Source organism: Sphingopyxis sp. LARHCG72 (genome assembly GCF_052871675.1).
This window is the reverse complement of sequence record NZ_JBIXJU010000005.1, coordinates 230,157-253,044: the sequence shown is the minus strand read 5'-3', so window position 1 is coordinate 253,044 and position 22,888 is coordinate 230,157. Positions and strand designations below refer to the sequence as shown.

Sequence of the window (22,888 nt, the reverse complement as noted above, 5' to 3'; positions counted from 1 at the left end):
CCATGCTCGCCGATAAGGATCGCATCTTTACCAACATCTACGGCTTCCAGCCGTGGAACCTCAAATCGGCGCAAATGCGCGGCGATTGGGACAATACCAAGGATCTGATGAAGCGCGGCCAGGACGCAATCATCGAAGAGATCAAGGCGTCGGGCCTCCGCGGCCGCGGGGGCGCGGGCTTCCCGACGGGCCTCAAATGGTCGTTCATGCCGAAAGAGCCGCGCGCCGACCGCCCGAGCTTCCTCGTCATCAACGCCGACGAATCCGAACCCGGTTCGTGCAAGGACCGCGAGATCATCCGCCACGATCCGCACAAGCTGATCGAAGGCGCGCTGATCGCGGGCTTCGCGATGCGCGCGCGTGCGGCCTATATCTATATCCGCGGCGAGTTCATCCGCGAGGCCGAGACGCTCTTCGCCGCGGTGCAGGAGGCGTATGACGCCGGCCTGCTCGGCAAGAATGCGGCCAAGTCGGGCTATGATTTCGACGTCTTCGTCCATCGCGGCGCCGGCGCGTATATCTGCGGCGAAGAAACCGCGATGATCGAAAGCCTCGAAGGCAAGAAGGGCCAGCCGCGCCTCAAGCCGCCGTTCCCGGCGGGTGCGGGCCTCTATGGCTGCCCGACGACGGTGAACAATGTGGAGTCGATCGCGGTCGTCCCGACGATCCTGCGCCGCGGCGCGCCGTGGTTCTCGTCCTTCGGGCGCGAGAATAACAAAGGCACCAAGCTCTTCCAGATCAGCGGCCATGTGAACACGCCGTGCGTCGTCGAGGAAGAGATGAGCATCCCGTTCCGCGAGTTGATCGACAAGCATTGCGGCGGCATCCGTGGCGGCTGGGACAACCTCCTCGCCGTCATCCCCGGCGGTTCGTCGGTTCCGCTGGTTCCGGCGGCCGAGATCATGGACTGCCCGATGGACTTCGACGGGCTGAAGGCCGTCGGTTCGGGCCTCGGCACCGCCGCCGCCATCGTGATGGACAAGTCGACCGACGTCGTCCAGGCGATCAGCCGCATCAGCTATTTCTACAAGCATGAAAGCTGCGGCCAGTGCACGCCGTGCCGCGAAGGCACCGGCTGGATGTGGCGCGTGATGGAGCGGCTGCGCACCGGCGACGCCGACATCAGCGAGATCGACACGCTGTACGACGTCACGAAGCAGGTCGAAGGCCATACCATCTGCGCGCTCGGCGATGCCGCGGCGTGGCCGATCCAGGGCCTGATCAAGCATTTCCGCCCCGAAATCGAGCGCCGCATCCGCGAGAATGGCGGCGCGCTGGAGGCAGCCGAATAATGCCTAAAGTAACCGTAGATGGCGTAGAACTCGACGTCCCGCAGGGCGCGACCGTTCTGCAGGCGTGTGAGCTGGCGGGGAAGGAAATCCCGCGCTTTTGCTACCACGAACGCCTGTCGATCGCCGGCAATTGCCGCATGTGCCTCGTCGAAGTGTCGCCTGGCCCGCCGAAGCCGCAGGCATCGTGCGCGCTGCCGACCGCTGAAGGGCAGGTGATCAAGACCGACAGCCCGATGGTGAAGAAGGCGCGCGAAGGGGTGATGGAGTTCCTGCTCATCAACCACCCGCTCGACTGCCCGATCTGCGATCAGGGCGGCGAATGCGACCTGCAGGACCAGTCGGTCGCTTATGGCCGCGGCGCGACGCGCTATGACGAAAACAAGCGCGCGGTCACCGAGAAATATATGGGTCCGATCGTCAAGACGGTGATGACCCGCTGCATCCAGTGCACGCGCTGCGTCCGTTTTGCGGAGGAAGTCGCGGGCGTGGAAGACATCGGCGCGATCTATCGCGGCGAGAATATGCAGATCACGTCGTATCTCGAACGCGCCGTCGCGAGCGAGCTGTCGGGCAACGTCGTCGACCTCTGCCCGGTCGGTGCGCTGACGTCGAAGCCCTATGCGTTCGAAGCGCGTCCGTGGGAACTCACCAAGACGCTCGGCATCGACATGATGGACGCCGTCGGCACCAATGTGCGCATCGACGCGCGGGGCCGCCAGGTCCTTCGCGTGCTGCCGCGCGTCAACGATGACGTGAACGAGGAATGGGCGAACGACAAGACGCGCCACCACGTCGACGGCCTCGTCCGTCGCCGCCTCGACCGTCCGTTCGTGCGCAAGGACGGCCAGCTCGTCGAAGCGACATGGGCTGAGGCATTCGCCGCGATCAAGGCGGTGGGCGCCGGTTCGTCGGTCGCGGCGATCGCGGGCGACCTCGCCGATTGCGAAACGATGTTCGCGGCGAAGTCGCTGGTGAACGCGCTCGGCGGGACCCTGCTCGAAGGGCGCCAGACCGGGCTCGACTATGACGTCACCAGCCTGTCGGCGGTCAATTTCAACACCGGCATCGCCGAGGCCGAAAATGCCGACGTGATCCTGCTGGTCGGTACGAACCTGCGCTGGGAAGCGCCGCTGATCAACACGCGCGTCCGGAAGGCGGTGTGGAAGAAGGGCGCGAAGGTTTTCGCCATCGGCCCCGAAACCGACCTGACGTACAAGACCGAGTGGCTCGGTGACGATGCGTCGCTTGTCGCAAAGCTTCCCGCGCATGTGCTCGACGCGCTGAAGGGTGCCGAGCGCCCGATGCTGGTCTTCGGCGGCGGCGCCTTGTCGGTGCCCGGCGTCCACGGCGCGGGCCTCGCGCTCGCCAAGTCGGTGAACGCGGTCAAGGAAGGCTGGAACGGTTTCAACGTCGTGCATTTCTCGGCCGCGCGCATGGGGTCGCTCATGCTCGGCTACGGCCTGCCCGGCGGCATCAAGGATGTCATCGCGGCGAAGCCGAAGCTCGCTTTCTTCCTCGGCGCTGACGAGGTGGATTTCGCCGCGCTGCCCGATACGTTCAAAGTCTATGTCGGCCATCATGGCGACAAGGGCGCGCATGCTGCCGACGTCATCCTGCCCGCCGCGGCATGGACCGAAAAGGACTTCACGACGGTCAACACCGAAGGCCGTGTCCAGCGTAGCGAGAAAGCGGTGTTCGCACCCGGCGACGCGCGCGAGGACTGGAGCATTTTCCGCGCGCTCGCCGACGCGCTCGGCGTCTCGCTCGGTTTCGACAGCTTCGCGCAGTGCCGCGCAGCGATGATCGCGGCGGTGCCGGCGCTCGGCGTCGAAGCGATCGCCGATTATGGCTGGACGGTGCCGAAGCTGCCCGCGAAGCCCGAGGCGCGCGCGATCCCGTCGCCGATCAAGGATTTCTACCTCACCAACGCCATCTGCCGCGCGTCGCCGACGATGCAGCGCTGCTCGGAAGAGCTGATCCATGGCGTGGATTTTGCGGAGGCCGCGGAATGACCCCGGTGCATGCAATTGCCAGCATCCTGCTGGTCGGAATGGGCTATTCGGTGTGGCGCGGTTTCAATCCGCGCAAGTCGGAAAAGCCCGGGCCGCATAACGGCTGGCGCAACCAGGACGGGACCCGGAAATGACCGAGACCTTCATCTCCTGGGGCATGGACCCGAATTGGGCGTGGGGCGTCGCGACGATTTGCGGCATCCTGCTCATCGCGCTGCCGCTGATGCTCGCAGTCGCAATGATCATCTATGCCGACCGCAAGATCTGGGCGGCGATTGCGCTGCGCCGCGGTCCGAACGTCGTCGGTCCCTTCGGCCTGCTGCAGAGCTTTGCCGACGGCCTGAAAGTGTTCCTGCAGGAAACGATCATCCCGTCGGGCGCCAACCGGGGCCTGTTCCTGATCGCGCCGATCATCACCTTCACCGTCGCGCTGCTCGCGTGGGCGGTGATCCCGTTCAATTCGGGCGCGGTGCTCGCCGACATCAACGTCGGATTGCTTTACATCCTCGCGATTTCGTCGCTCGGCGTGTATGGCGTGATCCTGTCGGGCTGGGCGTCGAACTCGAAATATCCCTTCTTCTCGGCGATGCGCGCCTCGGCGCAGATGATCTCCTATGAAGTGTCGATCGGGTTCATCCTGATCGGCGTCGTGCTCTTCGCCGACAGCTTCAATATGAACGAGATCGTGAAAGCGCAGCAGGGCCACGGGCTCGGCATCGTCAACGCCTTCGGCTTCAACCTGCTGCTCTTCCCGCTCGCGGTGATGTTCCTCATCTCGTCGCTCGCCGAAACCGCGCGCGCGCCGTTCGACCTGACCGAGGCGGAATCCGAACTCGTCGCGGGTTACCAGACCGAATATTCGTCGATGAGCTTTGCGCTCTTCTGGCTCGGGGAATATGCCAACGTCCTGCTGATGTGCACGCTCAACGCCGTGCTCTTCTGGGGCGGCTGGCTGCCCCCGATCGACTGGGCGCCGCTCTATGCCGTTCCGGGCATTGTCTGGCTGTTCGCGAAGATCCTCTTCTTCTTCTTCGTCTTCAGCTGGGTCAAGGCGACTGTCCCGCGCTACCGTTATGACCAGCTCATGCGGCTCGGATGGAAGGTCTTCCTGCCGATCTCGCTTCTCTGGATCTTCCTGATCTCCGGCTATCTGATGCTGACGAGGTACGGGTAATGCGGAACACGCTTTTCCTTTTCCTCGGTGCAGCCCTGACAATGCCCATTGTGTCGAATGCGCAGGAACCTATGCCGGCGACAGCCTTCGCTTGCATGTTCGCCAAGCAGGGTCAGAAGAAGCCGGAAATGCCACTGACCGTGCTCCTGAAGAACAATCAGGAGGGCGCACAAATGACCTACGCTTTGTCTGCGAAGGACCCGGCAAATTTGATTGGAAGCCTTCCGTTGAGGTTTTTCGATTTCAAGCTGAACGACAAGACGAAGACACCGATTCTTGCAATGAGGTCGGACGACAAGCTCGGACGCGGCAGCTTGCTCGTCGTATCGTCTTTCGAACCGCGCAAATTCTCCAAGGTTGGCGATGAAAACAAGGAAGTTTTTCAAGCGAATCTTGGTTTTGTGTCCGGCGATAGGGACATGAAATCCGGTTGGTGCGGCGTGTTCGTCGGAGATGGAGCCGACGACTATTACAATAATTACGCGCCTAATGAGGTGACTACCAAATGAGCACCATCGCCCATCTCGTCAAAAGCTTCACCTTGTGGGAGTTTGTGAAGGCGCACGCCCTCACGCTGAAATATTTCTTCAAGCCGAAGGCGACGATCAACTATCCGTTCGAGAAGAACCCGCTGAGCCCGCGTTTCCGCGGCGAGCATGCGCTGCGCCGTTATCCGAACGGCGAGGAACGCTGCATCGCGTGCAAGCTTTGCGAAGCGGTGTGCCCGGCGCAGGCGATCACGATCGAGGCCGAGCCGCGCGAAGATGGTTCGCGCCGCACGACGCGTTACGACATCGATATGACCAAGTGCATTTACTGCGGCTTCTGCCAGGAAGCGTGCCCGGTCGATGCGGTGGTCGAGGGGCCGAACTTCGAATTCGCGACCGAAACGCGCGAGGAACTGCTCTATGACAAGGCCAAGCTGCTCGCCAATGGCGACAAATGGGAACGCGCGATCGCGGCGAATCTTGCCGCCGACGCGCCCTATCGGTAAGGGCGCGCGCACATGATCCAGCTTATCGCCTTTTACCTGTTCGCGACCATCGTCATCGCCTCCGCGGCGATGGTGATCTTCGCGCGCAACCCCGTCCACAGCGTCATGTGGCTGATCCTCGCGTTCTTCAACGCGGCGGGTCTGATGCTGCTCGCGGGCGCCGAATTCATCGCGATGCTGCTTGTCATCGTCTATGTCGGCGCGGTCGCGGTGCTGTTCCTCTTCGTTGTGATGATGCTCGACATCGATTTCGCCGAACTCCGCGCCGGTTTCGTGCGCTACTTGCCGCTCGGCGCGCTCGTTGCGATCATCCTTGCCGCTGAACTGGTGTTCGCGGTCGGCGCATGGAGCGCAGGCGGGGTCGACCTTGCGGCGCGTGCGGCTCCGGTCGTCAGCGACAAGAGCAATATCCAGCAGATCGGCGAGCTGCTCTACACGAAGTATATCTTCCTGTTCGAAGCGGCAGGCATCGTCCTCCTCGTCGCGATGATCGGCGCGATCGTGCTGACGCATCGCAAGCGCGGCGGGGTGCGCACCCAGAATATCTCGGCGCAGAACCGGCGCCGTCCCGAGGATGCGACGCGTCTCGTCGATCCGGGCGTCGGGCAGGGGATGGAACTGTGATTTCGGTCGGCCATTATCTCGCCGTTTCGGCGGTGCTCTTCACGCTCGGCGTGCTCGGCATCTTCATCAACCGCAAGAATATCATCGTCATCCTGATGGCGATCGAATTGATCTTGCTGGCGGTGAACATCAACCTTGTCGCGTTCAGCGCCGCGCTCGGCGATCTCGTCGGGCAGGTCTTCTCGATGTTCGTGCTGACCGTCGCTGCGGGTGAGGCCGCGATCGGTCTTGCCATTCTCGTTATCTACTTCCGCGGCCGCGGCACCATTGCCGTCGACGATGCCAACCGGATGAAGGGGTGAACCGGTGATCCAGGCGATCGTTTTCCTGCCGCTCTTGGCGGCGCTTGTCGCAGGCCTCGGGCAGCGCGTGATCGGCAATGTGCCGTCGAAAATCATAACCACGGGCGCGCTGTTCATCAGCTGCGCGCTCAGCTGGCCGATCTTCCTGTCTTTCGTGACGGGCAGCGGCGAAGCGAGCGTTGTGCCCGTACTGCACTGGGTTTCGTCGGGCGCGCTCCAGTTCAACTGGGAACTGCGCGTCGATACGCTGACCGCGGTGATGCTCGTCGTGATCACGACGGTGTCGGCGCTCGTCCACCTCTATAGCTGGGGCTATATGGAGGAAGACCCGGACCAGCCGCGCTTCTTCGCTTATCTCTCGCTCTTCACCTTCGCGATGCTGATGCTCGTGACCGCGAACAACCTCGTCCAGATGTTCTTCGGCTGGGAAGGCGTCGGTCTCGCGTCGTACCTGCTCATCGGTTTCTGGTACAAGAAGCCGAGCGCCAATGCCGCAGCGATCAAGGCGTTCGTCGTCAACCGCGTCGGCGATCTGGGCTTCATGCTCGGCATCTTCGGCACCTTCCTTGTCTTCGGCACGGTCTCGATCCCCGAGATCCTCGCCGCCGCACCGGGCATGGCGGGCAGCAGCATTACCTTCATGGGGATGCGCCTCGACACGATGACGATCCTCTGCCTGCTGCTGTTCATCGGCGCGATGGGCAAGTCGGCGCAGCTTGGCCTGCACACTTGGCTTCCCGACGCGATGGAAGGCCCGACCCCGGTGTCGGCGCTGATCCACGCCGCGACGATGGTCACCGCGGGCGTCTTCATGGTGTGCCGCCTGTCGCCGATGTTCGAAACCTCGGACGTCGCGCAGGGTGTCGTGATGTTCGTCGGCGCCGCGACCTGCTTCTTCGCCGCGACCGTCGCGACGACGCAGTGGGACATCAAGCGCGTCATCGCCTATTCGACCTGCTCGCAGCTCGGTTACATGTTCTTCGCCGCCGGCGCGGGGGCTTATGGCGCCGCGATGTTCCACCTGTTCACGCACGCCTTCTTCAAGGCTTTGCTGTTCCTCGGTGCCGGTTCGGTCATGCACGCGATGCACCATGAACAGGACATGCGTTATTACGGCAATCTGCGGAAATCGATCCCGATCACCTATTGGGCGATGATGCTCGGCACGCTGGCGATCACCGGTGTCGGTATTGCGGGCGTTGCAGGCTTTGCCGGCTTCTATTCGAAGGACGGCATCCTCGAGGCCGCTTATGCGAGCGGCGGCGGCGGCGTGATTGCTTTCTGGGTCGGCATCTTCGTCGCCTTCCTCACCAGCTTCTATTCGTGGCGCCTCGTCTTCCTGACCTTCTATGGCAAGCCGCGCTGGGAACAGAGCGAGCATATCCAGCACGCGGTCCACGACGATCACGGCCACGGCCATGACGATCATGCGCACGCCGCGCACGACGATCACCACCACCACCATCACGATGCGCACAGCGACGGCACCGCGGGCTATCACCCGCACGAAAGCCCGCTCTCGATGCTCATCCCGCTGGTCGTGCTGTCGATCGGTGCGGTGTTCGCGGGCATCGCGTTCCACCACCAGTTCATCTACCCCGAAGAGGGCATGGCGTTCTGGAACGGCAGCCTCGCGTTCGACGAGCATCTGATGCACGCCGCGCACGAAGTCCCGCTGTGGGTGAAGTGGACGCCGTTCACGGTGATGGCGATCGGCCTGTTCCTCGCGTGGAACAGCTATATCCGCAACACCACGCTGCCGGCGCGCTTCGTGGCGCAGTTCAAGCTGCTCCACCAGTTCCTGTACAACAAATGGTATTTCGACGAGCTCTACAACATCGTCTTCGTGAAGCCCGCCTTCGCGATCGGCCGCTTCTTCTGGAAGCGCGGCGATGAACAGACCATCGACCGCTTCGGTCCCGATGGTGCGGCAGCGCTCGTCGCTGGGGGGACCCGTCTCGCGGTCCGGCTGCAATCGGGTTATGTTTATGGATATGCGTTTGTGATGCTGCTCGGTCTTGTCGGCCTTGCCAGCTGGGCCATGGTGAATTTCCTGTGAGCGGCTTTCCGATCCTTTCGCTGATGCTGGCGGTCCCCGCGGTCGCCTCCATCCTCTGCCTGTTTACCGGCGACAAGACGGCGCGCTGGGTTGCGCTCGGCGCGACGTTGGTGACCTTTGTCCTCGGCTGTGTCCTGTGGGCGAATTTCGACATCGGCGGCGCGCAGTGGCAGTTCACCGAGCGGGCCGACCTGTTCGGGCGTTTCCAGTGGGCGCTCGGCATCGACGGCATGGCGCTCATGCTGATCATGCTCAGCGTCTTCCTGATGCCGCTGTGCATCCTCGCGAGCTGGGAATCGATCAAGCAGCGCGTCGGCCTCTACATGTCGATGTTCCTGATCATGGAAGTCGTGATGATCGGCGTCTTCATGGCGCAGGATCTGCTGCTCTTTTACATCTTCTTCGAAGCAGGCCTGATCCCGATGTACTTCATCATCGGCATCTGGGGCGGCGCGAACCGCAAATATGCAGCGTTCAAATTCTTCCTCTACACGTTGCTCGGATCGGTGCTGATGCTGATCGCGATGATCGCGATGATCGCAGAGGCCGGAACGACCGACATCCCGACGTTGCTGGTCTATAATTTCCCGCCGGAAATGCAGACCTGGCTGTGGCTCGCCTTCTTCGCCAGCCTTGCGGTCAAGATGCCGATGTGGCCCGTCCACACATGGCTTCCCGACGCGCACGTGCAGGCGCCGACCGCGGGCTCGATGATCCTGGCGGGCGTGCTGCTGAAGCTCGGCGCCTATGGCTTCATCCGCTTCATGATGCCGATGTTCCCCGATGCCTCGGCGCAGCTGATGTGGATCGTGTTCGGCCTGTCGATGATCGCGGTGGTCTACACCAGCCTCGTCGCGCTGGCGCAGAGCGACATGAAGAAGCTGATCGCTTACTCGTCGGTCGCGCACATGGCGATCGTCACCGCGGGCCTCTTCGCGTTCAACCAGCAGGGCATCGAAGGCGCGCTGATCATCATGCTCAGCCATGGTGTCGTCTCGGCCGCGCTCTTCTTCTGCGTCGGCGTGATCTATGACCGGCTCCACACGCGCGAGATCGACCGTTACGGCGGGCTCGCAGTGAACATGCCGGCCTATGCGCTCTTCTTCATGTTGTTCACCATGGCGTCGATCGGCCTTCCGGGGACCAGCGGCTTCGTCGGCGAATTCCTGAGCCTCGCGGGCATCTACGAAGCCTCGAGCTGGGTCGCCTTCGTGTGCACGACCGGGATCATCCTCGGCGCCGCATATATGCTTTATCTCTACCGCCGGATCGTGTTCGGCGAACTCACCAAGGACGATGTGAAGGCGATGCCCGATCTCAACCCCCGCGAATGGGCGATCCTGGCACCGCTCGCTGCTGTGGCGCTGTGGATGGGTGTCTATCCCGAAAGCTTCCTCGCGCCGATGCGCGGTGACGTGACCACCGTCGTCGCGCGTCTCGCTCCGGCGAAACCGGCGGGCGACGCGCATCTCGCTGCCGGCAAGCCGAAGCCCGCCAAGGCGCATGGTGAAACCGCCCACGGCTCGGCCCATGCAGGAGGCGCCCAATGACCGCCGACCTGATGCTCATCTGGCCCGAACTGATCCTGACGATCGGCGGGCTGATCACCTTGATGATCGGTACCTTCCTTGGTGACCGGCAGGTCGGCCTGTACCAGCTCAGCGCCTTGCTGACGCTCGCCGCCGCTGCGGCGGCCGTCGTCGCGCTGTTCGGCGTCGAAACGACCGTCTTCTCGGGCACGCTTTCGGTCGACGGCTTCGGCGGCTTTGCCAAGCTCTTGATCTATGCCGCGAGCTTCGTCAGCATCCTCATCGCGCCGCGCTTCTTCAGCGGTACGATGCGCGCCGAATATCCGGTGCTGATCCTGTTCGCCGCGCTCGGCATGGGCATCATGGCCTCGTCGCGCGACCTGATGACGCTCTATGTCGGGCTCGAGCTCAACAGCCTTGCCGCCTATGTGCTCGCCAGCTTCATGCGCACCGACGACCGGTCGAGCGAAGCCGGCCTCAAATATTTCGTCCTCGGCGCGCTCGCATCGGGCATGCTGCTCTACGGCATTTCGCTGCTCTACGGCTTCACCGGCACGACCGATTTCGCCGGTATTGCGAAGGTGCTCGGCGGCGAACTCAACATCGGGCTGATCTTCGGCATCGTGTTCGTGCTCGCGGGCCTTGGCTTCAAGGTCAGCGCCGTGCCGTTCCACATGTGGACCCCCGACGTGTACGAAGGCGCACCGACCCCGGTGACGACCTTCTTCGCGAGCGCGCCCAAGGTCGCGGCGATGGCGCTGATGACGCGCGTCGTGATCGACGCGATGGGCCCGGCGGTCGGCGCATGGCAGCAGATCATCATCTTCCTCGCGCTCGCATCGATCATTCTCGGCGCGGTCGGCGCGATCGGGCAGAAGAATATCAAGCGCCTGCTGGCCTATTCGTCGATCAACAATGTCGGCTTCATGCTCATCGGCCTCGCTGCGGGAACGCAGCAGGGGGTCGAAGGCGTGCTGACCTATCTGCTCGTCTATGTCGTGACCACGCTCGGCGCCTTCCTCGTCGTGCTGCAATTGCGCGACGCGGGCGGCAACCAGATCGAGAGCATCCCGGCGCTCGCCGGCCTGTCGCAGCGCCGTCCGGGTCTTGCCGCGGCGATGGCGGTGTTCATGTTCAGCCTGGCCGGCATCCCGCCGCTCTTCGGTTTCTGGCCGAAGTATCTGGTGTTCGAGGCCGCGGTGAACGCGAACCTCGTGCCGCTGGCGGTCGCGGGCATCGTCGCTTCGGTGATCGGCGCATTCTACTACATCGCGATCATCAAGATGATGTATTTCGATGACAAGTCGGACACCGAGATTCCGGCTGGCGGCGGCGTGATCGTCGAGGATGCGGTGATCACCGCGAGTGCGCTGTGGCTTTCGGTCATCGGCTATCTCTTCATCCCCGTGCTGGCGGTCGTTTCGGCCAGCGCCGCTGCGGTGCTGTTCTGATCCCGCCGATAGAGCGGATCGCGCAGACAGGTTCGACCAACGCCGACCTGCTGGCGCGGCTGGCAGGCGGCGAGCATGTCGGCGAGGGGCATTGGCTCGTCGCCGACCGGCAAACCGCCGGACGCGGACGCCTTGGCCGCGCATGGGGTGACGGGCTCGGCAATTTCATGGGATCGACCGTGGTGCACCTGACCGCGGGCGACCCGTCGCCGGCGGGCCTGTCGCTCGTCGCCGGCGTCGCGCTGGCAAAGGCGGTCGCGACCCTCGCGCCGGCCGTCGACGCCCGGTTGAAGTGGCCGAACGACCTGCTGATCGAGGGCGTAAAATGCACCGGCATCCTGCTCGAACGGGCAGGGGACAGCATCGTCATCGGTATGGGGGTCAATCTGGTTTCGGCACCCGAGCTGCCCGACCGGCCCACCGTCTGCTTTGCCGACAAGGGTGTGACGATCGATCGCGACCGCTTTGCCGAAGTGCTCGCGGTCGCGCTGACCGACGCGCTGTGGATCTGGCGGCACGAAGGCATCGACCGCATCACCGCCGCCTGGACCGCGCAGGCGCACCCGATCGGGACACCGCTGCGTGTGTCAGAGCAGGGCATCGACGGAACATTCGACGGCCTCGCGCCCGACGGGGCGCTGCGCTTGCGCCGTGCGGGCGGAGAGGTCATGCTGATCCATGCGGGCGATGTCGAACTGCAACGAGCCGTGAAGGAGGGGAATTGACCGTGCTGCTCGCGATCGATGTCGGCAACACCAACGCCAAATTCGCGCTGTTCCGCGGGGCGGAGTTGCTTGCGCGTTGGCGCATCGCGACCGACGACCGTCGCACCGCCGACGAATATATGGTGTGGCTCGACCAGCTGATGCGCATCGAGGGGCATGATCGCGCCGACGTCGAGGCGGTGATCATCTCGACGGTCGTCCCGCGCGCGCTTCACAATCTCCAGCTGCTGGCGGTGAAGTATTTTGGCGTCGAGGCGCTCGTCGCGGGGCGCGAGCCGGTAACCTGGGGCATCGCGCTCAAGGTCGACGAGCCGCAGTCCGTGGGCGCCGACCGCGCGGTCAACGCGATCTCGGCGCAGGCGGTCGAGCCCGGCAAGGACAAGCTCGTCATCAGCTTCGGCACCGCCACGACGCTCGACCATATCGGCCCAGACGGCGCCTACCTCGGCGGGATCATCGCCCCCGGCGTCAACCTGTCGCTCGAAGCGCTCGTCGCCGCCGCTGCGAAGCTGCCGCGCATCGCGATCGAAGCGCCCGCGACGACGAGCGTGATCGGCCGCACGACCGAAGGCCAGATGCTGATCGGCGTCTATTGGGGCTATGTCTCGATGATGGAAGGGTTGATCGCGCGGATGAAGGCCGAAATCGGCAAGCCGCTCACCGTCATCGCAACCGGCGGCCTCGCCACACTTTTTCAGGAACAGGGACACCTGTTCGATCGTATCGAACCCGACCTGACGCTCAACGGGTTGATGCACCTTTATCATCAATGGAAGCCAACGACATGACGACTCCGGGCAAGGAGCTTCTTTTCCTCGCATTGGGAGGATCGGGCGAGATCGGCATGAACGCCAATCTTTATGGCTGCGATGGCAAATGGATCATGGCCGACCTCGGCGTGACCTTTGGCAGCCACGATTATCCCGGCATCGACATCGTGATGCCCGACCTCGAATTCATCGAGGATCGCAAGAAGGACCTGCTCGGGATCGTGCTGACCCACGGGCACGAAGATCATATCGGCGCGCTGCCGTATCTCGCCGCCGACCTCGGCGTGCCGCTCTATGCCAACCGCTTTACCGCGGGGCTGATCGCGCACAAGCTCGCCGAAGAGGGGCTGGAGAAGGACGTCGACCTCCGGACCGTCGATATCGACGACAATTTCCAGCTCGGCCCCTTCGGTATCCGGCTGGTTCCGCTGGCGCACTCGATCCTCGAAATGAGCGCGGTGGTGATCGACACGCCTTACGGTCGGGTCTTCCACACCGGCGACTGGAAACTCGACGAGGAACCGATCCTTGGACAGCCCGCGACCGCCGCGGCGCTGACCGCGATCGGCGATGAAGGCGTCGACGTCCTCGTCTGCGATTCGACCAACGCCTTCAATCCCGAAGCCTCGGGCAGTGAAGGCGGCCTGCGCAAGGGGCTGGAGCAAGCGGTCGGCGCGGCGAAGGGCCGGGTGGTCGTCACCACCTTCGCGTCGAACGCCGCGCGTCTCGCAACGCTGGGCGCGGTGGCGAAGGCGACGGGACGCAGCCTGTGCGTCGCGGGCCGCTCGCTCGACCGCATTCTCGGCGTCGCGCGTTCGGTCGGCTATTTGAAGGATTTCCCGCCGACGGTCGATTTCGACGAGGCGATGCGCCTGCCGCGCAACAAGGTGATGGTCATCGCAACGGGCGGGCAGGGCGAACCCCGCGCCGCGCTTGCACGCATGGCGGCCGACATCCACCAGATCAAGCTCGAGGCCGGCGACACCGTCGTCTTCTCGTCAAAGCAGATCCCCGGTAACGAGGTTGCGATCGGGCGGATCATGAACCAGCTCGCCGCCAAGGACGTGCTGACGGTGACCGAAAAGCAGGCCCATATCCACGTCAGCGGCCATCCGGGGCAGCCCGAACTCGCGGCGCTCTATGGCTGGCTGCGGCCGAAACTCGTCCTGCCGGTTCATGGCGAAATCCGCCATATGCACGAACAGGCGCGCTTCGCGCTCGAAACGGGCGTGCCGCACGCGCTGGTGCAGGAAAATGGCGACCTGGTGAAGCTGGCGCCGGGCGCCGCGAAGATCGTCGAACGCGTGCATGCGGGACGGCTGATCCTCGACGGCGATGTCATTCTGCCTGCCGACGGCGAGACGATCAATGAGCGGCGCAAGCTGTCGCTCAACGGCCATATCACCGTCGCGGCGATCTTCTCCGACAAGCGCTTCGTCGAAAGCGCGGTCAGCTATCGCGGTGTGCCGGTCGAGGATGAGCGCGAGGCCTTCATCGACGAAATGCGCGAAGCCGCCGAGCAGGCCGCCACCGGGCCCGCGCGCGACGAGGACCGGCTACGCGAGGCGATCCGCCTCGGCGTGCGCCGCGTCGCGACCGACTGGACGGGGAAGAAACCCGTCGTCGACGTCATGCTCGTCGAAATCTGATCGGGGAACGACTGCGATGAAATGGACTTCGGCGCTCGCCATCTACCTGCTGTTCTGGGCGTTCAGTGCCTTTTTCGTGTTGCCCTTTCATGGCCGGCGCGCGAGCGACGATGCGACGCCGTTGGTCCGCGGACAGGAACCGGGTGCGCCCGCCACCTTTCGCCCCGGCCGCATCCTTCTGCAGATGACGATCGCAGCGACGGTCACCTTCGCCCTCTATTACATCGCCTATGTGAACGGCTGGGCCGACCCCGACGTGCTGACCGGGCGGGCGTAAAGGGCCCGACGTTCAATCGTCCACCAGCGCCACCGCACGGATCCAGCCCGCGCTGGCGCGCTCGATCTTCACCGGGAAGCAGCTGAAGGTGAACCCCGTTGCCGGGATCTCGGCAAGGTTGGTCAGCTTTTCGATCTGGTAATAGGGGCGGATGCGCCCCGCCTTGTGCCCTTCCCAGATGATCGACGGGTCGCGCGTCTCGGCCCAGCGCCGCGCGGTATGGCTGAACGGCGCATCCCAGCTCCACGCGTCGGTGCCGACGACCTGCACGCCGCGCTCTGTCAGATAGAGCGTCGCTTCGGCGCCCATGCCGCAGCCCTGATCGGTGAAATTGTCGGTGCCATAGATCGCGCCCGACTGGACGAGCACGATGTCGAGCGGCTGGAGGTCGTGCCCGATCCGCGCGAGTTCGGCTTCGACCTCGGCGCCGCTCACGACATGGCCGTGTGGACGATCCGAAAAGTCGAGTTTCACCCCGGGGCGGAAGAAGAGGTCGAGCGGCGCTTCGTCGATCGACGGCGCGGGCGACGCGCCGCTGTCGGTCGTCGAATGATAATGCCAGGGCGCGTCCATATGCGTGCCGTTATGCGTGCTCAGCGACAGCATCTCGACCGCCCAGCCTTCGCCGTCGGGCAGGTCTTCGCGCGTCAGCCCGGGAAAGAACATCGCGATCTGCTCCCACGTATTTTCATGGGTCATATAGGTGATGTTCGGGCGCATCACCGGCGGGTCGGAGACCACGTCGTTGGTGATCGGGATCGAAAGGTCGATGAACTGCATGGGCACCATCCTGCCACCGGAATGACGTTACGCCAAGAAGGCTTGCGCGGCGACACTTGCCCGGTAGAGAAGGGCGAAAGCCCCATGCAAAAGGCGATGGGGCGGGGGAGAGTATATGACCGAAAGTGCCGCCGCCGGACCCGGCGCCGTTTACGAACCGACCGCGAAAGATATTCGCATGGTCATCGCCGCGTCGTCGGCGGGTACGGTGTTCGAATGGTATGATTTCTTCATCTACGGGACCCTCGCGGCGATCATCGGCAAGGCTTTCTTTCCCAGTGACAATGCGACGCTCGAAACGCTGCTCGTGTGGGCCGGGTTCGCGGTCGGTTTCGGTTTTCGGCCCCTCGGCGCGGTGCTGTTCGGGTTCCTCGGCGACCGGTTGGGGCGTAAATATACCTTCCTCGTCACCGTGACGCTGATGGGCATCGCGACCGCCGGCGTCGGGTTGATCCCGTCCGCCGCGACGATCGGGATTGCCGCGCCGATCATCGTGATCCTGCTCCGCGTGTTGCAGGGCCTGGCGCTCGGCGGCGAATATGGCGGTGCTGCAGTCTATGTCGCCGAACATTCGCCGCCCGGAAAGCGCGGTTTCTATACCAGCTTCATCCAGGCGAGCGTCGTCGGCGGTTTCGTGCTCAGTCTGATCGTCGTGCTCGGGTGCAAGGCGCTGATGCCCGATGCCGTGTGGGAAAGCTGGGGCTGGCGCGTGCCTTTCCTGCTCTCGATCATCCTGCTCGCGATTTCGCTGTGGATGCGCCTCAAACTGTCCGAAAGCCCGGTGTTCCAGGCGATGAAGGCGGAGGGCGAGCTCGCGAAGAATCCGCTCAAGGAAAGCTTCACCTATCCGGGCAACCCGCGCCGTATCTTCATCGCGCTGTTCGGCATCGCCGCCGGGTTGACGGTGATCTGGTATACAGCGATGTTCTCGGGTCTCTCCTTCCTCAAAGGACCGATGAAGGTCGAGGATACCGCCGCCGAAATCATCGTCGGCTGTGCGGCCGCTGTCGGCATGGGCTTTTTCATCTGGGCTGGCCGCCTGTCCGATCGTGTCGGACGCAAGAAACCGATCGTCTGGGGCTATGCCGCGACGCTGGTGCTGCTCTTCCCGCTCTTCTGGTGGATGGGTAGCGTCGGCAATCCCGCACTGACCGCCGCCGCCGAACGCGCACCCGTGACGGTGACGGGGTCTCAGTGCAGTTTCGATCCGTTTGCCCAGAAACAGGAAACGGCGTGCGGACGCACGCTGGGCGAACTGACCAAGCTGGGCGTGCCCTACACGGTGGTCGCGACCGAAAGCGGCTTCGACAGCGTGAAGATCCGGATCGGCGACCGCGAGGTTGCAAGCGAGGATCCGGCGCTCTTGCAGCCCGCACTGGAAGCGAAGGGATATGATTTCGCGAAGCAGGTCCCCGGCGCTGGCAGTATCGCGGTGATCTTCCTTGCGCTGCTCGGCCTCAGCGCGCTGTCGGGTTTCACCTACGGCCCCGTCGCGGCGCTGCTGTCCGAAATGTTTCCGCCACACGTCCGCTATTCGTCACTGTCGATCCCCTATCACCTCGGCACCGGCTATTTCGGCGGTTTCCTGCCGCTGATCGCCAGCTTCATCATCGCGAAGACCGGCAATGCCTATGCCGGCCTGTGGTACACATGGGGCGTGGTGCTCGTCGCATTCCTCGTCACGGCCTTCATGCTCAAGGACCCGGTCGAGGGGCAGTGGGACAAAGCGGCAGCGGGGGCCGCCCCCGCGGCCTGATCACCCCATTGGCGCGGCCCGCGAACCCGTATAGTGGCGGGGGGATGATCGAAGTTCCGTCGCCGCTCCGCCTTCGCCTCGACCGCGATGCCCTCGTCGCCAACTGGCGCTGGCTTGCCGCGCGAAGCGGCCCTGCAGCGTGCGGCGCGGCGGTGAAGGCCGACGGCTATGGCCTCGGCGCGCGTGCGGTGATGCGCCATCTCGCCGCGGCGGGATGCCGCGACTTCTTCGTCGCAACCTGGGCCGAGGCCGCCGCGCTGATGCCTTTGCCCGAGGGCGTGTCGCTCTCGGTGCTCCATGGTGTTGGTGCGAGCGACATGGTCGCTGCACGCACGCTCCCCGTGCGCCCGGTGCTCGCCAGCCTCGCGCAGGTCGCGCGCTGGCGTGAGGCGGGGGAAGGGCGGCCGTGCGACGTGATGGTCGATACCGGGATGAACCGCCTTGGGCTCCGTGTCGAAGAGGCGATGTCCGGCGCGCTCGACGGCCTCCGCATCGAAACCTTGCTGAGCCATCTCGCTTCGGCCGATGAGGATAGCGACCAGAATGCCGGGCAACTTGCGGCATTTCGGGCGGTTCGCGAAGCGGTTCTCGCTCGGCGCTACAGCCTCGCCAACAGCGCGGGCATTTGTCTCGGCGCCGACTATGCCTTCGACCTGACGCGGCCCGGCATTGCCCTTTACGGTGGCACGCCGCGTGGCGAAGCGGAGGGGCATATCCGCCAGGTCGTCTATCCCGAAACGCGCATATTGCAGGTGCGGGACGTCCCCGCCGGCGAGAGCGTCGGTTATGGCGCGACATGGACCGCGCCGCGCGCCTCCCGCGTCGCCGTCGCGAACATGGGCTATGCCGACGGCTTCCTGCGCTGTCATGCCGCGGCGGGTGGCGGCGCAAGCTGGCAGGGGCGCTCGCTGCCGCTGATCGGCCGCGTGTCGATGGACCTGATTGCGTTCGATGCGAGCGATGCCGGTGCGATCAGCGAAGGCGACTGGCTGGCGCTCGACTATGACCTGCCGCAAACCGCCGTGCGTAGCGGATTGTCGCAATATGAGTTGCTGACCGGGCTGGGGAAGCGTTTCGCACGCATCTGGGACTAGGCCGCGGTCAAAAGGCTGGTCGCTGCTGCGGGCGGCGGTGCATCGGAAATAAAAAAAAGGGCGCCTCGCGAGGCGCCCTTTCCTTTTTCGATCGAGGACAGGTTCCTTAGAACTTGGCCTGGAAACCAGCGTAGTAGAACCGGCCGGTGTTCGGGTAGATCGAGTCGCCCGCAATCGAACCATTGCCGACGGTGTCGTACGGCGGCAGGTTGTTGAACAGATTGTCCACGCCCGTGTAGAACTCGAAATTCTCGTTAATGTCGAAGCCTGCGCGGATATTGTGGTAGGTCTGCGCCTTGTACTGCGCGAACGGACGCGCATCGGGGTTGGTCGGCGTCCGGTCCTGATGCGGGAAGAAGGTTTCCCAGGCCAGGCCCGACGTGACCATCTTGCCGACATAACGCATGTTATAGCCGAAGTTGAAGCTGCCGAAGTCAAGGTTCGCATTGAAGCTTGCAGCCCAAACCGGGTCACCCAGCGTGCCGTGCAGGCGCGTCGAGAAATCCGGGTTGGTGATCGACGTGAACTGTTCACGGCGGATCAGGTAGCTGACAATACCGCGGAGCGACAGGCGCGTGTCGGCGCCGAGCGTCCGGGTATAGCTGGCATCCACGTCGATACCCGACGTCTTCAGGGCCGCGAAGTTGAACGGCTGGTTGAAGAATGCCGAGCCACCCGAGGGCAGCGTGATGTCGGGCGTGTTCTGCAGACGGCGGCTCGACTGACCATCGAACGTGCCGTTGATGAGGTTGTCGCCCGACGTGCGGCGGGTAACCGCGTCACAGAAGACGTTGTTGATACCCGTCGGGTCGTCATAGCAGCGGTTGATGATCGCCTGGCCGGTCAGGCCCGAGATCACGTTTTCAACCTTGATGTCGTAATAGTCGATCGACACCGTCAGCCCCGGAATGAACCGCGGCTGGAGGATGACGCCGGCGGTCAGGCTCTTGCCGACTTCCGGAACCAGGTTGGGGTTGCCGCGGTTGATACCGGCGACGCCCGAACCCGGAACGTTGACCCACGGAATGGTCGTCGTCTGACCGCTACCATCGGTATAGGTGATGGTCGTGGGAATGCCGGCGTCCCTGCAGTTGCGCACACGGTTCGGGTTCGACGTGATGTTGTTGTTCGCGTTTGTCCCGCCCGCCTGGTCGCAGGGATCGGTCAGGCCGTTCTGGAACGTCACACCTGGCGTTGCGTAGAGGTTGTTGAGATTCGGCGCGCGCACCGATTTGGCATAGCTGACACGCAGGCGAATATCGGGAATCGGAGCCCAGATCGCGCCGGCGTTATACGCCCACACCGCTCCGGTGTTGCCGCCATAATCCGACACGCGGCCCGAACCTTCCACCGTCAATTCGTGCGCCAGCGGTGCGTCGGCGAGAAGCGGGATGCGGATTTCGCCAAACGCTTCCTTCACTTCGAGCGCAGGCGGCTCGAAGGGCTGGAAAGCGTTGAGGAAGGTCGCGCCGGACTGCGTCACCGAGTCATAGGCCGAATAGGCGTCTTCACGACGATATTCGACGCCGAGCGCAAAGCCGATCGGTCCACCCGGCAGCTCGAACGAACCCGAGTTGCCCGAGATAAACGCCTGTGCGTTGATCTGCTCGGCCCACTGCTTGCGCGACGAGGTGTGCAGGATGTAGTTCAGCGCTTCCTTCGAAGGTGCCCCGTTGCCGAACACGTTGAGCGGGATACAGCCGGCATCGTCGTTGGTCGTGCTAGCGTCGCCGTTGATGCGGCAAACCAGGCGCTGGCCTTGCGAGTTCAGCGCGAAATTCGTTCCGCCGAAACCGGCCGGCGCAATAACGGGGTCGATGGCATTGCGATAGCGCTGCAGATGAACGTTGCCGCCCGTTTCATAATAGGTCTCGGTACGACCATAGTTGAACGCTGCTTCGTACGACAGGTTGAACGCCGAGCCGAGATCGCCGCGGACGCCGGCCACGATGCGATAGGTATCGCGCTTGTGGTCTTCGGCGCGGGTGCCGAAGTCGTTGTTGAAGCGCTGCATCGTGAAGGTCGTCGCACCCGGGTTCAGGATCGACACCAGCGTTGCACGCGCCTGCGGCGTCAGGAACGGGTTGTTGATGCTGAAGGTCGCCGGCAGCGTAGACGCGATGAAGGTCGGCTGCGTCGACTGCTGCGTCGCGGTCACGCGAACATATTTCGCTTCAATGAACGGCTGGAAAGCGGGCGAAAGTTCCGCATTGAACATCAGGTTCGCCGCATAGCGTTCGAGACCCGGAAGCAGCATGGCGCCTTCGCCACCCGTGGCGCTGAGGCCGCCGAGGACGCCGCCGCCGATGGCGCGGTTGTCAACCAGACCACGCGACGGATCGTCGCGAACCAGCGTACCGTCGGCCTGGAACGCATAGTTATAGTTGATGCGGCCGCCGGTCGGCGTGAGCTGGCCGGTGCAGACCAGGTCGCGCTGGGCAGTATTGCCCGCAGCCGCCGCAGGGCAGCTGGTCAGGACATAACCGCCGAGCGAAATGTTGCCGAATGTGACGCCCGGATTGCCGTCGACGAATGACGTGTTCGGAATGCCGTCGAAATTGCGATTGGGGGCCGTCGTGATCTGCGAGGTGATGAAGCCCGGCGCGCCGGTGTAGGCACCCAGATAATCGCGGTCGGTGTAGAAGACCGGGTTGCTCTTGGCATATTCAAAGGCACCGGTAATGTTGAAGCGGCCATCACCGAAGTTCTTGCCCGCCACAACGCCGAGCGAATAGGAGCCGCGGTCACCATAGGTGGTGAGGCCGCCCTGGCCGCGCAGGCGGATGCCTTCATAGTCCTTCTTCATGATGAAGTTGACCACGCCGGCGACGGCGTCGGACCCGTAGATCGCGGAGTTGCCGCCGGTGACCACGTCAACGCGCTCCAGCAGTTCGCGCGGGATGGTGTTGACGTCGACGTTGTAGTTGCCTGGCTGCGCCGTGATGTGGCGACGACCGTTCACCAGAACGAGCGTGCGCTCGGTGCCGAGGCCGCGAAGGTCGAGCAGGTTCAGGCCCGCGGTGCCGATAAAGGCGGTCGAGTTGGCCTGGCTGAAGGTCGAGCGCATCGAGGGGAGCTGGTTCAGCGCATCGCCGAGCGACACTTCGCCGCGGTCCAGCAGTTCAGTAGCGCTGACCGACGTGACCGGTACCGGGCTGTCCAGATTGACGGGGCGCGCGATGCGCGAGCCAGTAACGACGATAATGCCCGATTCTTCGCTTTTGGTTTCGGTCGCGGCATCGTCGGCGGCTGCGACTTCAGTCTGGGCCATGACGGGCATGGCGCTGAACATGGCAAGCGTCAGGGCAGAGCCCCGCACTAGCAGGCTAGTCTTTTTCATGATGTATTCCCCGGTTAGCCGTTCAAAGAGTGGGATGAACGGATTACTTTCCAGAAAGACAGAAAATTTCGAAGGCACAAGCCCTTGATGAATTTTTTCTGACGGTCGCGAGACTCTGGTGCGGCGCTGTTGCATTTTCGCAACAGGTCCGGTGCGCCGATGTTCGGCCGCGCGTGGAATCAAAGTTCCGCCGCGCGAAAGGAACGGCCTTGTGCGGCGCTTTCAAGCAATGGAAATACCAGAAATCTGATTTCTTTTGAAACTAAGTTACGTTCATCGTCTTCGCGATTTCTCCGGCCTGGCGTTTGCGCACCGGGCCCCAGGTCGCCTCGACTAGCGGCATTACAAAGGTGACCGTAGCGAATCATCTCGCCGCGATGGCGGTCCGGGCGTGGCGCATGTTGCGGCGCATCATGGATTGATGCTAATGCGACGGCCATCAAATATCCGGCGCGGCGGGTCGTCGACACCGGAATGCAGGAGCGCGGGTCAAGATGGCGAAGTCCAAGGGGGCGACGGAGGATGACGTCGTCACGATCAAGAAATACGCCAACCGGCGGCTCTACGATACCGAGCGCAGCTGCTACATCACTCTCGAGGATCTCGGCACGATGGTCCGCGACGGCCGCGATTTCCGCGTCGTCGACGCCAAGAGCGGCGAGGATATCACGCATAATGTCCTGACGCAGATCATCATGGACGAGGAAACGCGCGGCGAAACCTTGCTGCCCGTCAATTTCCTTCGGCACCTGATCGGTATGTACGGCGACAAGATGCAGTCGATGGTGCCGCAATATCTCGAAGCCTCGATGACCGCGTTCCGCAAGAACCAACAGGATGTCCGCTCGGCGCTCGAAGGCGCTTTGGGGTCGAACCCGCTCGCCGAACTCACCCGCCGCAACATGGAGATGTTCCAGCAGGCGGCGGGCGCCTTTATTCCAGGCGCCGGCGGCGGCAAGTCCAAGGACGCCGAAATTGCGGCGCTCAAGGCCGAAATCGCCGAGCTCAAGTCCGAGCTCGCCAAAAAGAAATAATCGGGCCGCCACGGCGCCCCAGCTAC

At 63.6% G+C, this 22,888-nt stretch carries 20 protein-coding genes; 18 read left to right on the top strand and 2 right to left on the bottom strand.

Annotated features, from left to right (window positions below; genetic code table 11):
• The first annotated feature begins 2 nt into the window (after window positions 1-2).
• The 15 genes from nuoF to ACIPPQ_RS13355 are packed head-to-tail and all read left to right on the top strand — an operon-like array spanning window position 3 to window position 14,858.
• Window positions 3-1,292 carry an NADH-quinone oxidoreductase subunit NuoF gene (gene nuoF, locus ACIPPQ_RS13425; protein ID WP_446544575.1) on the top strand — a complete coding sequence of 430 codons (1,290 nt, stop codon included), beginning with the start codon at window positions 3-5 and terminating at the stop codon, window positions 1,290-1,292.
• A complete protein-coding gene (gene nuoG, locus ACIPPQ_RS13420) occupies window positions 1,292-3,304 on the top strand; it encodes an NADH-quinone oxidoreductase subunit NuoG (protein ID WP_446544574.1) in 2,013 nt (670 codons plus the stop codon). Before nuoF ends, nuoG begins: the two co-directional genes overlap by 1 nt.
• Window positions 3,301-3,438 carry a hypothetical protein gene (locus ACIPPQ_RS13415; protein ID WP_156419661.1) on the top strand — a complete coding sequence of 46 codons (138 nt, stop codon included), beginning with the start codon at window positions 3,301-3,303 and terminating at the stop codon, window positions 3,436-3,438. Before nuoG ends, ACIPPQ_RS13415 begins: the two co-directional genes overlap by 4 nt.
• A complete protein-coding gene (nuoH, locus tag ACIPPQ_RS13410; protein ID WP_446544573.1) occupies window positions 3,435-4,478 on the top strand; it encodes an NADH-quinone oxidoreductase subunit NuoH in 1,044 nt (347 codons plus the stop codon). The genes ACIPPQ_RS13415 and nuoH overlap by 4 nt, the downstream gene beginning before the upstream one ends.
• A complete protein-coding gene (locus tag ACIPPQ_RS13405; protein ID WP_446544572.1) occupies window positions 4,478-4,987 on the top strand; it encodes a hypothetical protein in 510 nt (169 codons plus the stop codon). The genes nuoH and ACIPPQ_RS13405 overlap by 1 nt, the downstream gene beginning before the upstream one ends.
• Window positions 4,984-5,472, top strand: coding sequence for an NADH-quinone oxidoreductase subunit NuoI (gene nuoI / locus ACIPPQ_RS13400; RefSeq protein ID WP_327470313.1), 489 nt, complete (start codon window positions 4,984-4,986; stop codon window positions 5,470-5,472). The genes ACIPPQ_RS13405 and nuoI overlap by 4 nt, the downstream gene beginning before the upstream one ends.
• A 12-nt stretch (window positions 5,473-5,484) precedes the next feature.
• Entirely contained in the window at window positions 5,485-6,096 is a 612-nt protein-coding gene (locus tag ACIPPQ_RS13395) for an NADH-quinone oxidoreductase subunit J (RefSeq protein ID WP_446544571.1), read from the top strand.
• Window positions 6,093-6,398: an NADH-quinone oxidoreductase subunit NuoK gene (nuoK, locus tag ACIPPQ_RS13390; RefSeq protein ID WP_003051614.1), complete on the top strand. Its 306-nt coding sequence runs from the start codon at window positions 6,093-6,095 to the stop codon at window positions 6,396-6,398. The genes ACIPPQ_RS13395 and nuoK overlap by 4 nt, the downstream gene beginning before the upstream one ends.
• 4 nt (window positions 6,399-6,402) lie before the next feature.
• Window positions 6,403-8,457 carry an NADH-quinone oxidoreductase subunit L gene (gene nuoL, locus ACIPPQ_RS13385; RefSeq protein ID WP_446544570.1) on the top strand — a complete coding sequence of 685 codons (2,055 nt, stop codon included), beginning with the start codon at window positions 6,403-6,405 and terminating at the stop codon, window positions 8,455-8,457.
• Window positions 8,454-10,007, top strand: a complete 1,554-nt coding sequence (locus ACIPPQ_RS13380) for an NADH-quinone oxidoreductase subunit M (RefSeq protein WP_446544569.1) — start codon at window positions 8,454-8,456, stop codon at window positions 10,005-10,007. The genes nuoL and ACIPPQ_RS13380 overlap by 4 nt, the downstream gene beginning before the upstream one ends.
• Window positions 10,004-11,437: an NADH-quinone oxidoreductase subunit NuoN gene (gene nuoN, locus ACIPPQ_RS13375; RefSeq protein WP_446544568.1), complete on the top strand. Its 1,434-nt coding sequence runs from the start codon at window positions 10,004-10,006 to the stop codon at window positions 11,435-11,437. The genes ACIPPQ_RS13380 and nuoN overlap by 4 nt, the downstream gene beginning before the upstream one ends.
• Window positions 11,359-12,162 (top strand): biotin--[acetyl-CoA-carboxylase] ligase, encoded by an 804-nt coding sequence (locus ACIPPQ_RS13370; protein WP_446544567.1) that lies wholly within the window; start codon window positions 11,359-11,361, stop codon window positions 12,160-12,162. Before nuoN ends, ACIPPQ_RS13370 begins: the two co-directional genes overlap by 79 nt.
• A gap of 2 nt (window positions 12,163-12,164) precedes the next feature.
• Window positions 12,165-12,950 carry a type III pantothenate kinase gene (locus tag ACIPPQ_RS13365; protein WP_446544716.1) on the top strand — a complete coding sequence of 262 codons (786 nt, stop codon included), beginning with the start codon at window positions 12,165-12,167 and terminating at the stop codon, window positions 12,948-12,950.
• Window positions 12,947-14,581, top strand: a complete 1,635-nt coding sequence (locus ACIPPQ_RS13360) for a ribonuclease J (protein WP_446544566.1) — start codon at window positions 12,947-12,949, stop codon at window positions 14,579-14,581. The genes ACIPPQ_RS13365 and ACIPPQ_RS13360 overlap by 4 nt, the downstream gene beginning before the upstream one ends.
• A gap of 16 nt (window positions 14,582-14,597) precedes the next feature.
• Window positions 14,598-14,858, top strand: a complete 261-nt coding sequence (locus tag ACIPPQ_RS13355; RefSeq protein ID WP_446544565.1) for a DUF1467 family protein — start codon at window positions 14,598-14,600, stop codon at window positions 14,856-14,858.
• 12 nt (window positions 14,859-14,870) lie between these two features.
• Here the strand turns inward: ACIPPQ_RS13355 and ACIPPQ_RS13350 are convergent, their stop codons facing one another.
• Window positions 14,871-15,638 (bottom strand): cyclase family protein, encoded by a 768-nt coding sequence (locus ACIPPQ_RS13350; protein WP_446544564.1) that lies wholly within the window; start codon window positions 15,636-15,638, stop codon window positions 14,871-14,873.
• 115 nt (window positions 15,639-15,753) lie between these two features.
• Between ACIPPQ_RS13350 and ACIPPQ_RS13345 the strand changes: the two genes are divergently transcribed.
• Both ACIPPQ_RS13345 and alr read left to right on the top strand, forming a co-directional pair.
• Window positions 15,754-17,394, top strand: a complete 1,641-nt coding sequence (locus ACIPPQ_RS13345; protein ID WP_446544563.1) for an MFS transporter — start codon at window positions 15,754-15,756, stop codon at window positions 17,392-17,394.
• Between the two features lie 44 nt (window positions 17,395-17,438).
• The gene (alr, locus tag ACIPPQ_RS13340) at window positions 17,439-18,488 is read left to right on the top strand and encodes an alanine racemase (RefSeq protein WP_446544562.1); all 1,050 of its coding nucleotides are present in this window, start codon (window positions 17,439-17,441) and stop codon (window positions 18,486-18,488) included.
• Window positions 18,489-18,594: 106 nt separating this feature from the next.
• Here alr and ACIPPQ_RS13335 read toward each other — a convergent pair whose 3' ends face one another.
• Window positions 18,595-21,963 carry a TonB-dependent receptor domain-containing protein gene (locus ACIPPQ_RS13335; RefSeq protein WP_446544561.1) on the bottom strand — a complete coding sequence of 1,123 codons (3,369 nt, stop codon included), beginning with the start codon at window positions 21,961-21,963 and terminating at the stop codon, window positions 18,595-18,597.
• 359 nt (window positions 21,964-22,322) lie between these two features.
• Here ACIPPQ_RS13335 and phaR point away from each other — a divergent pair, with 359 nt between their 5' ends.
• Window positions 22,323-22,862 (top strand): polyhydroxyalkanoate synthesis repressor PhaR, encoded by a 540-nt coding sequence (gene phaR / locus ACIPPQ_RS13330; RefSeq protein ID WP_446544560.1) that lies wholly within the window; start codon window positions 22,323-22,325, stop codon window positions 22,860-22,862.
• Window positions 22,863-22,888 lie beyond the last annotated feature (26 nt).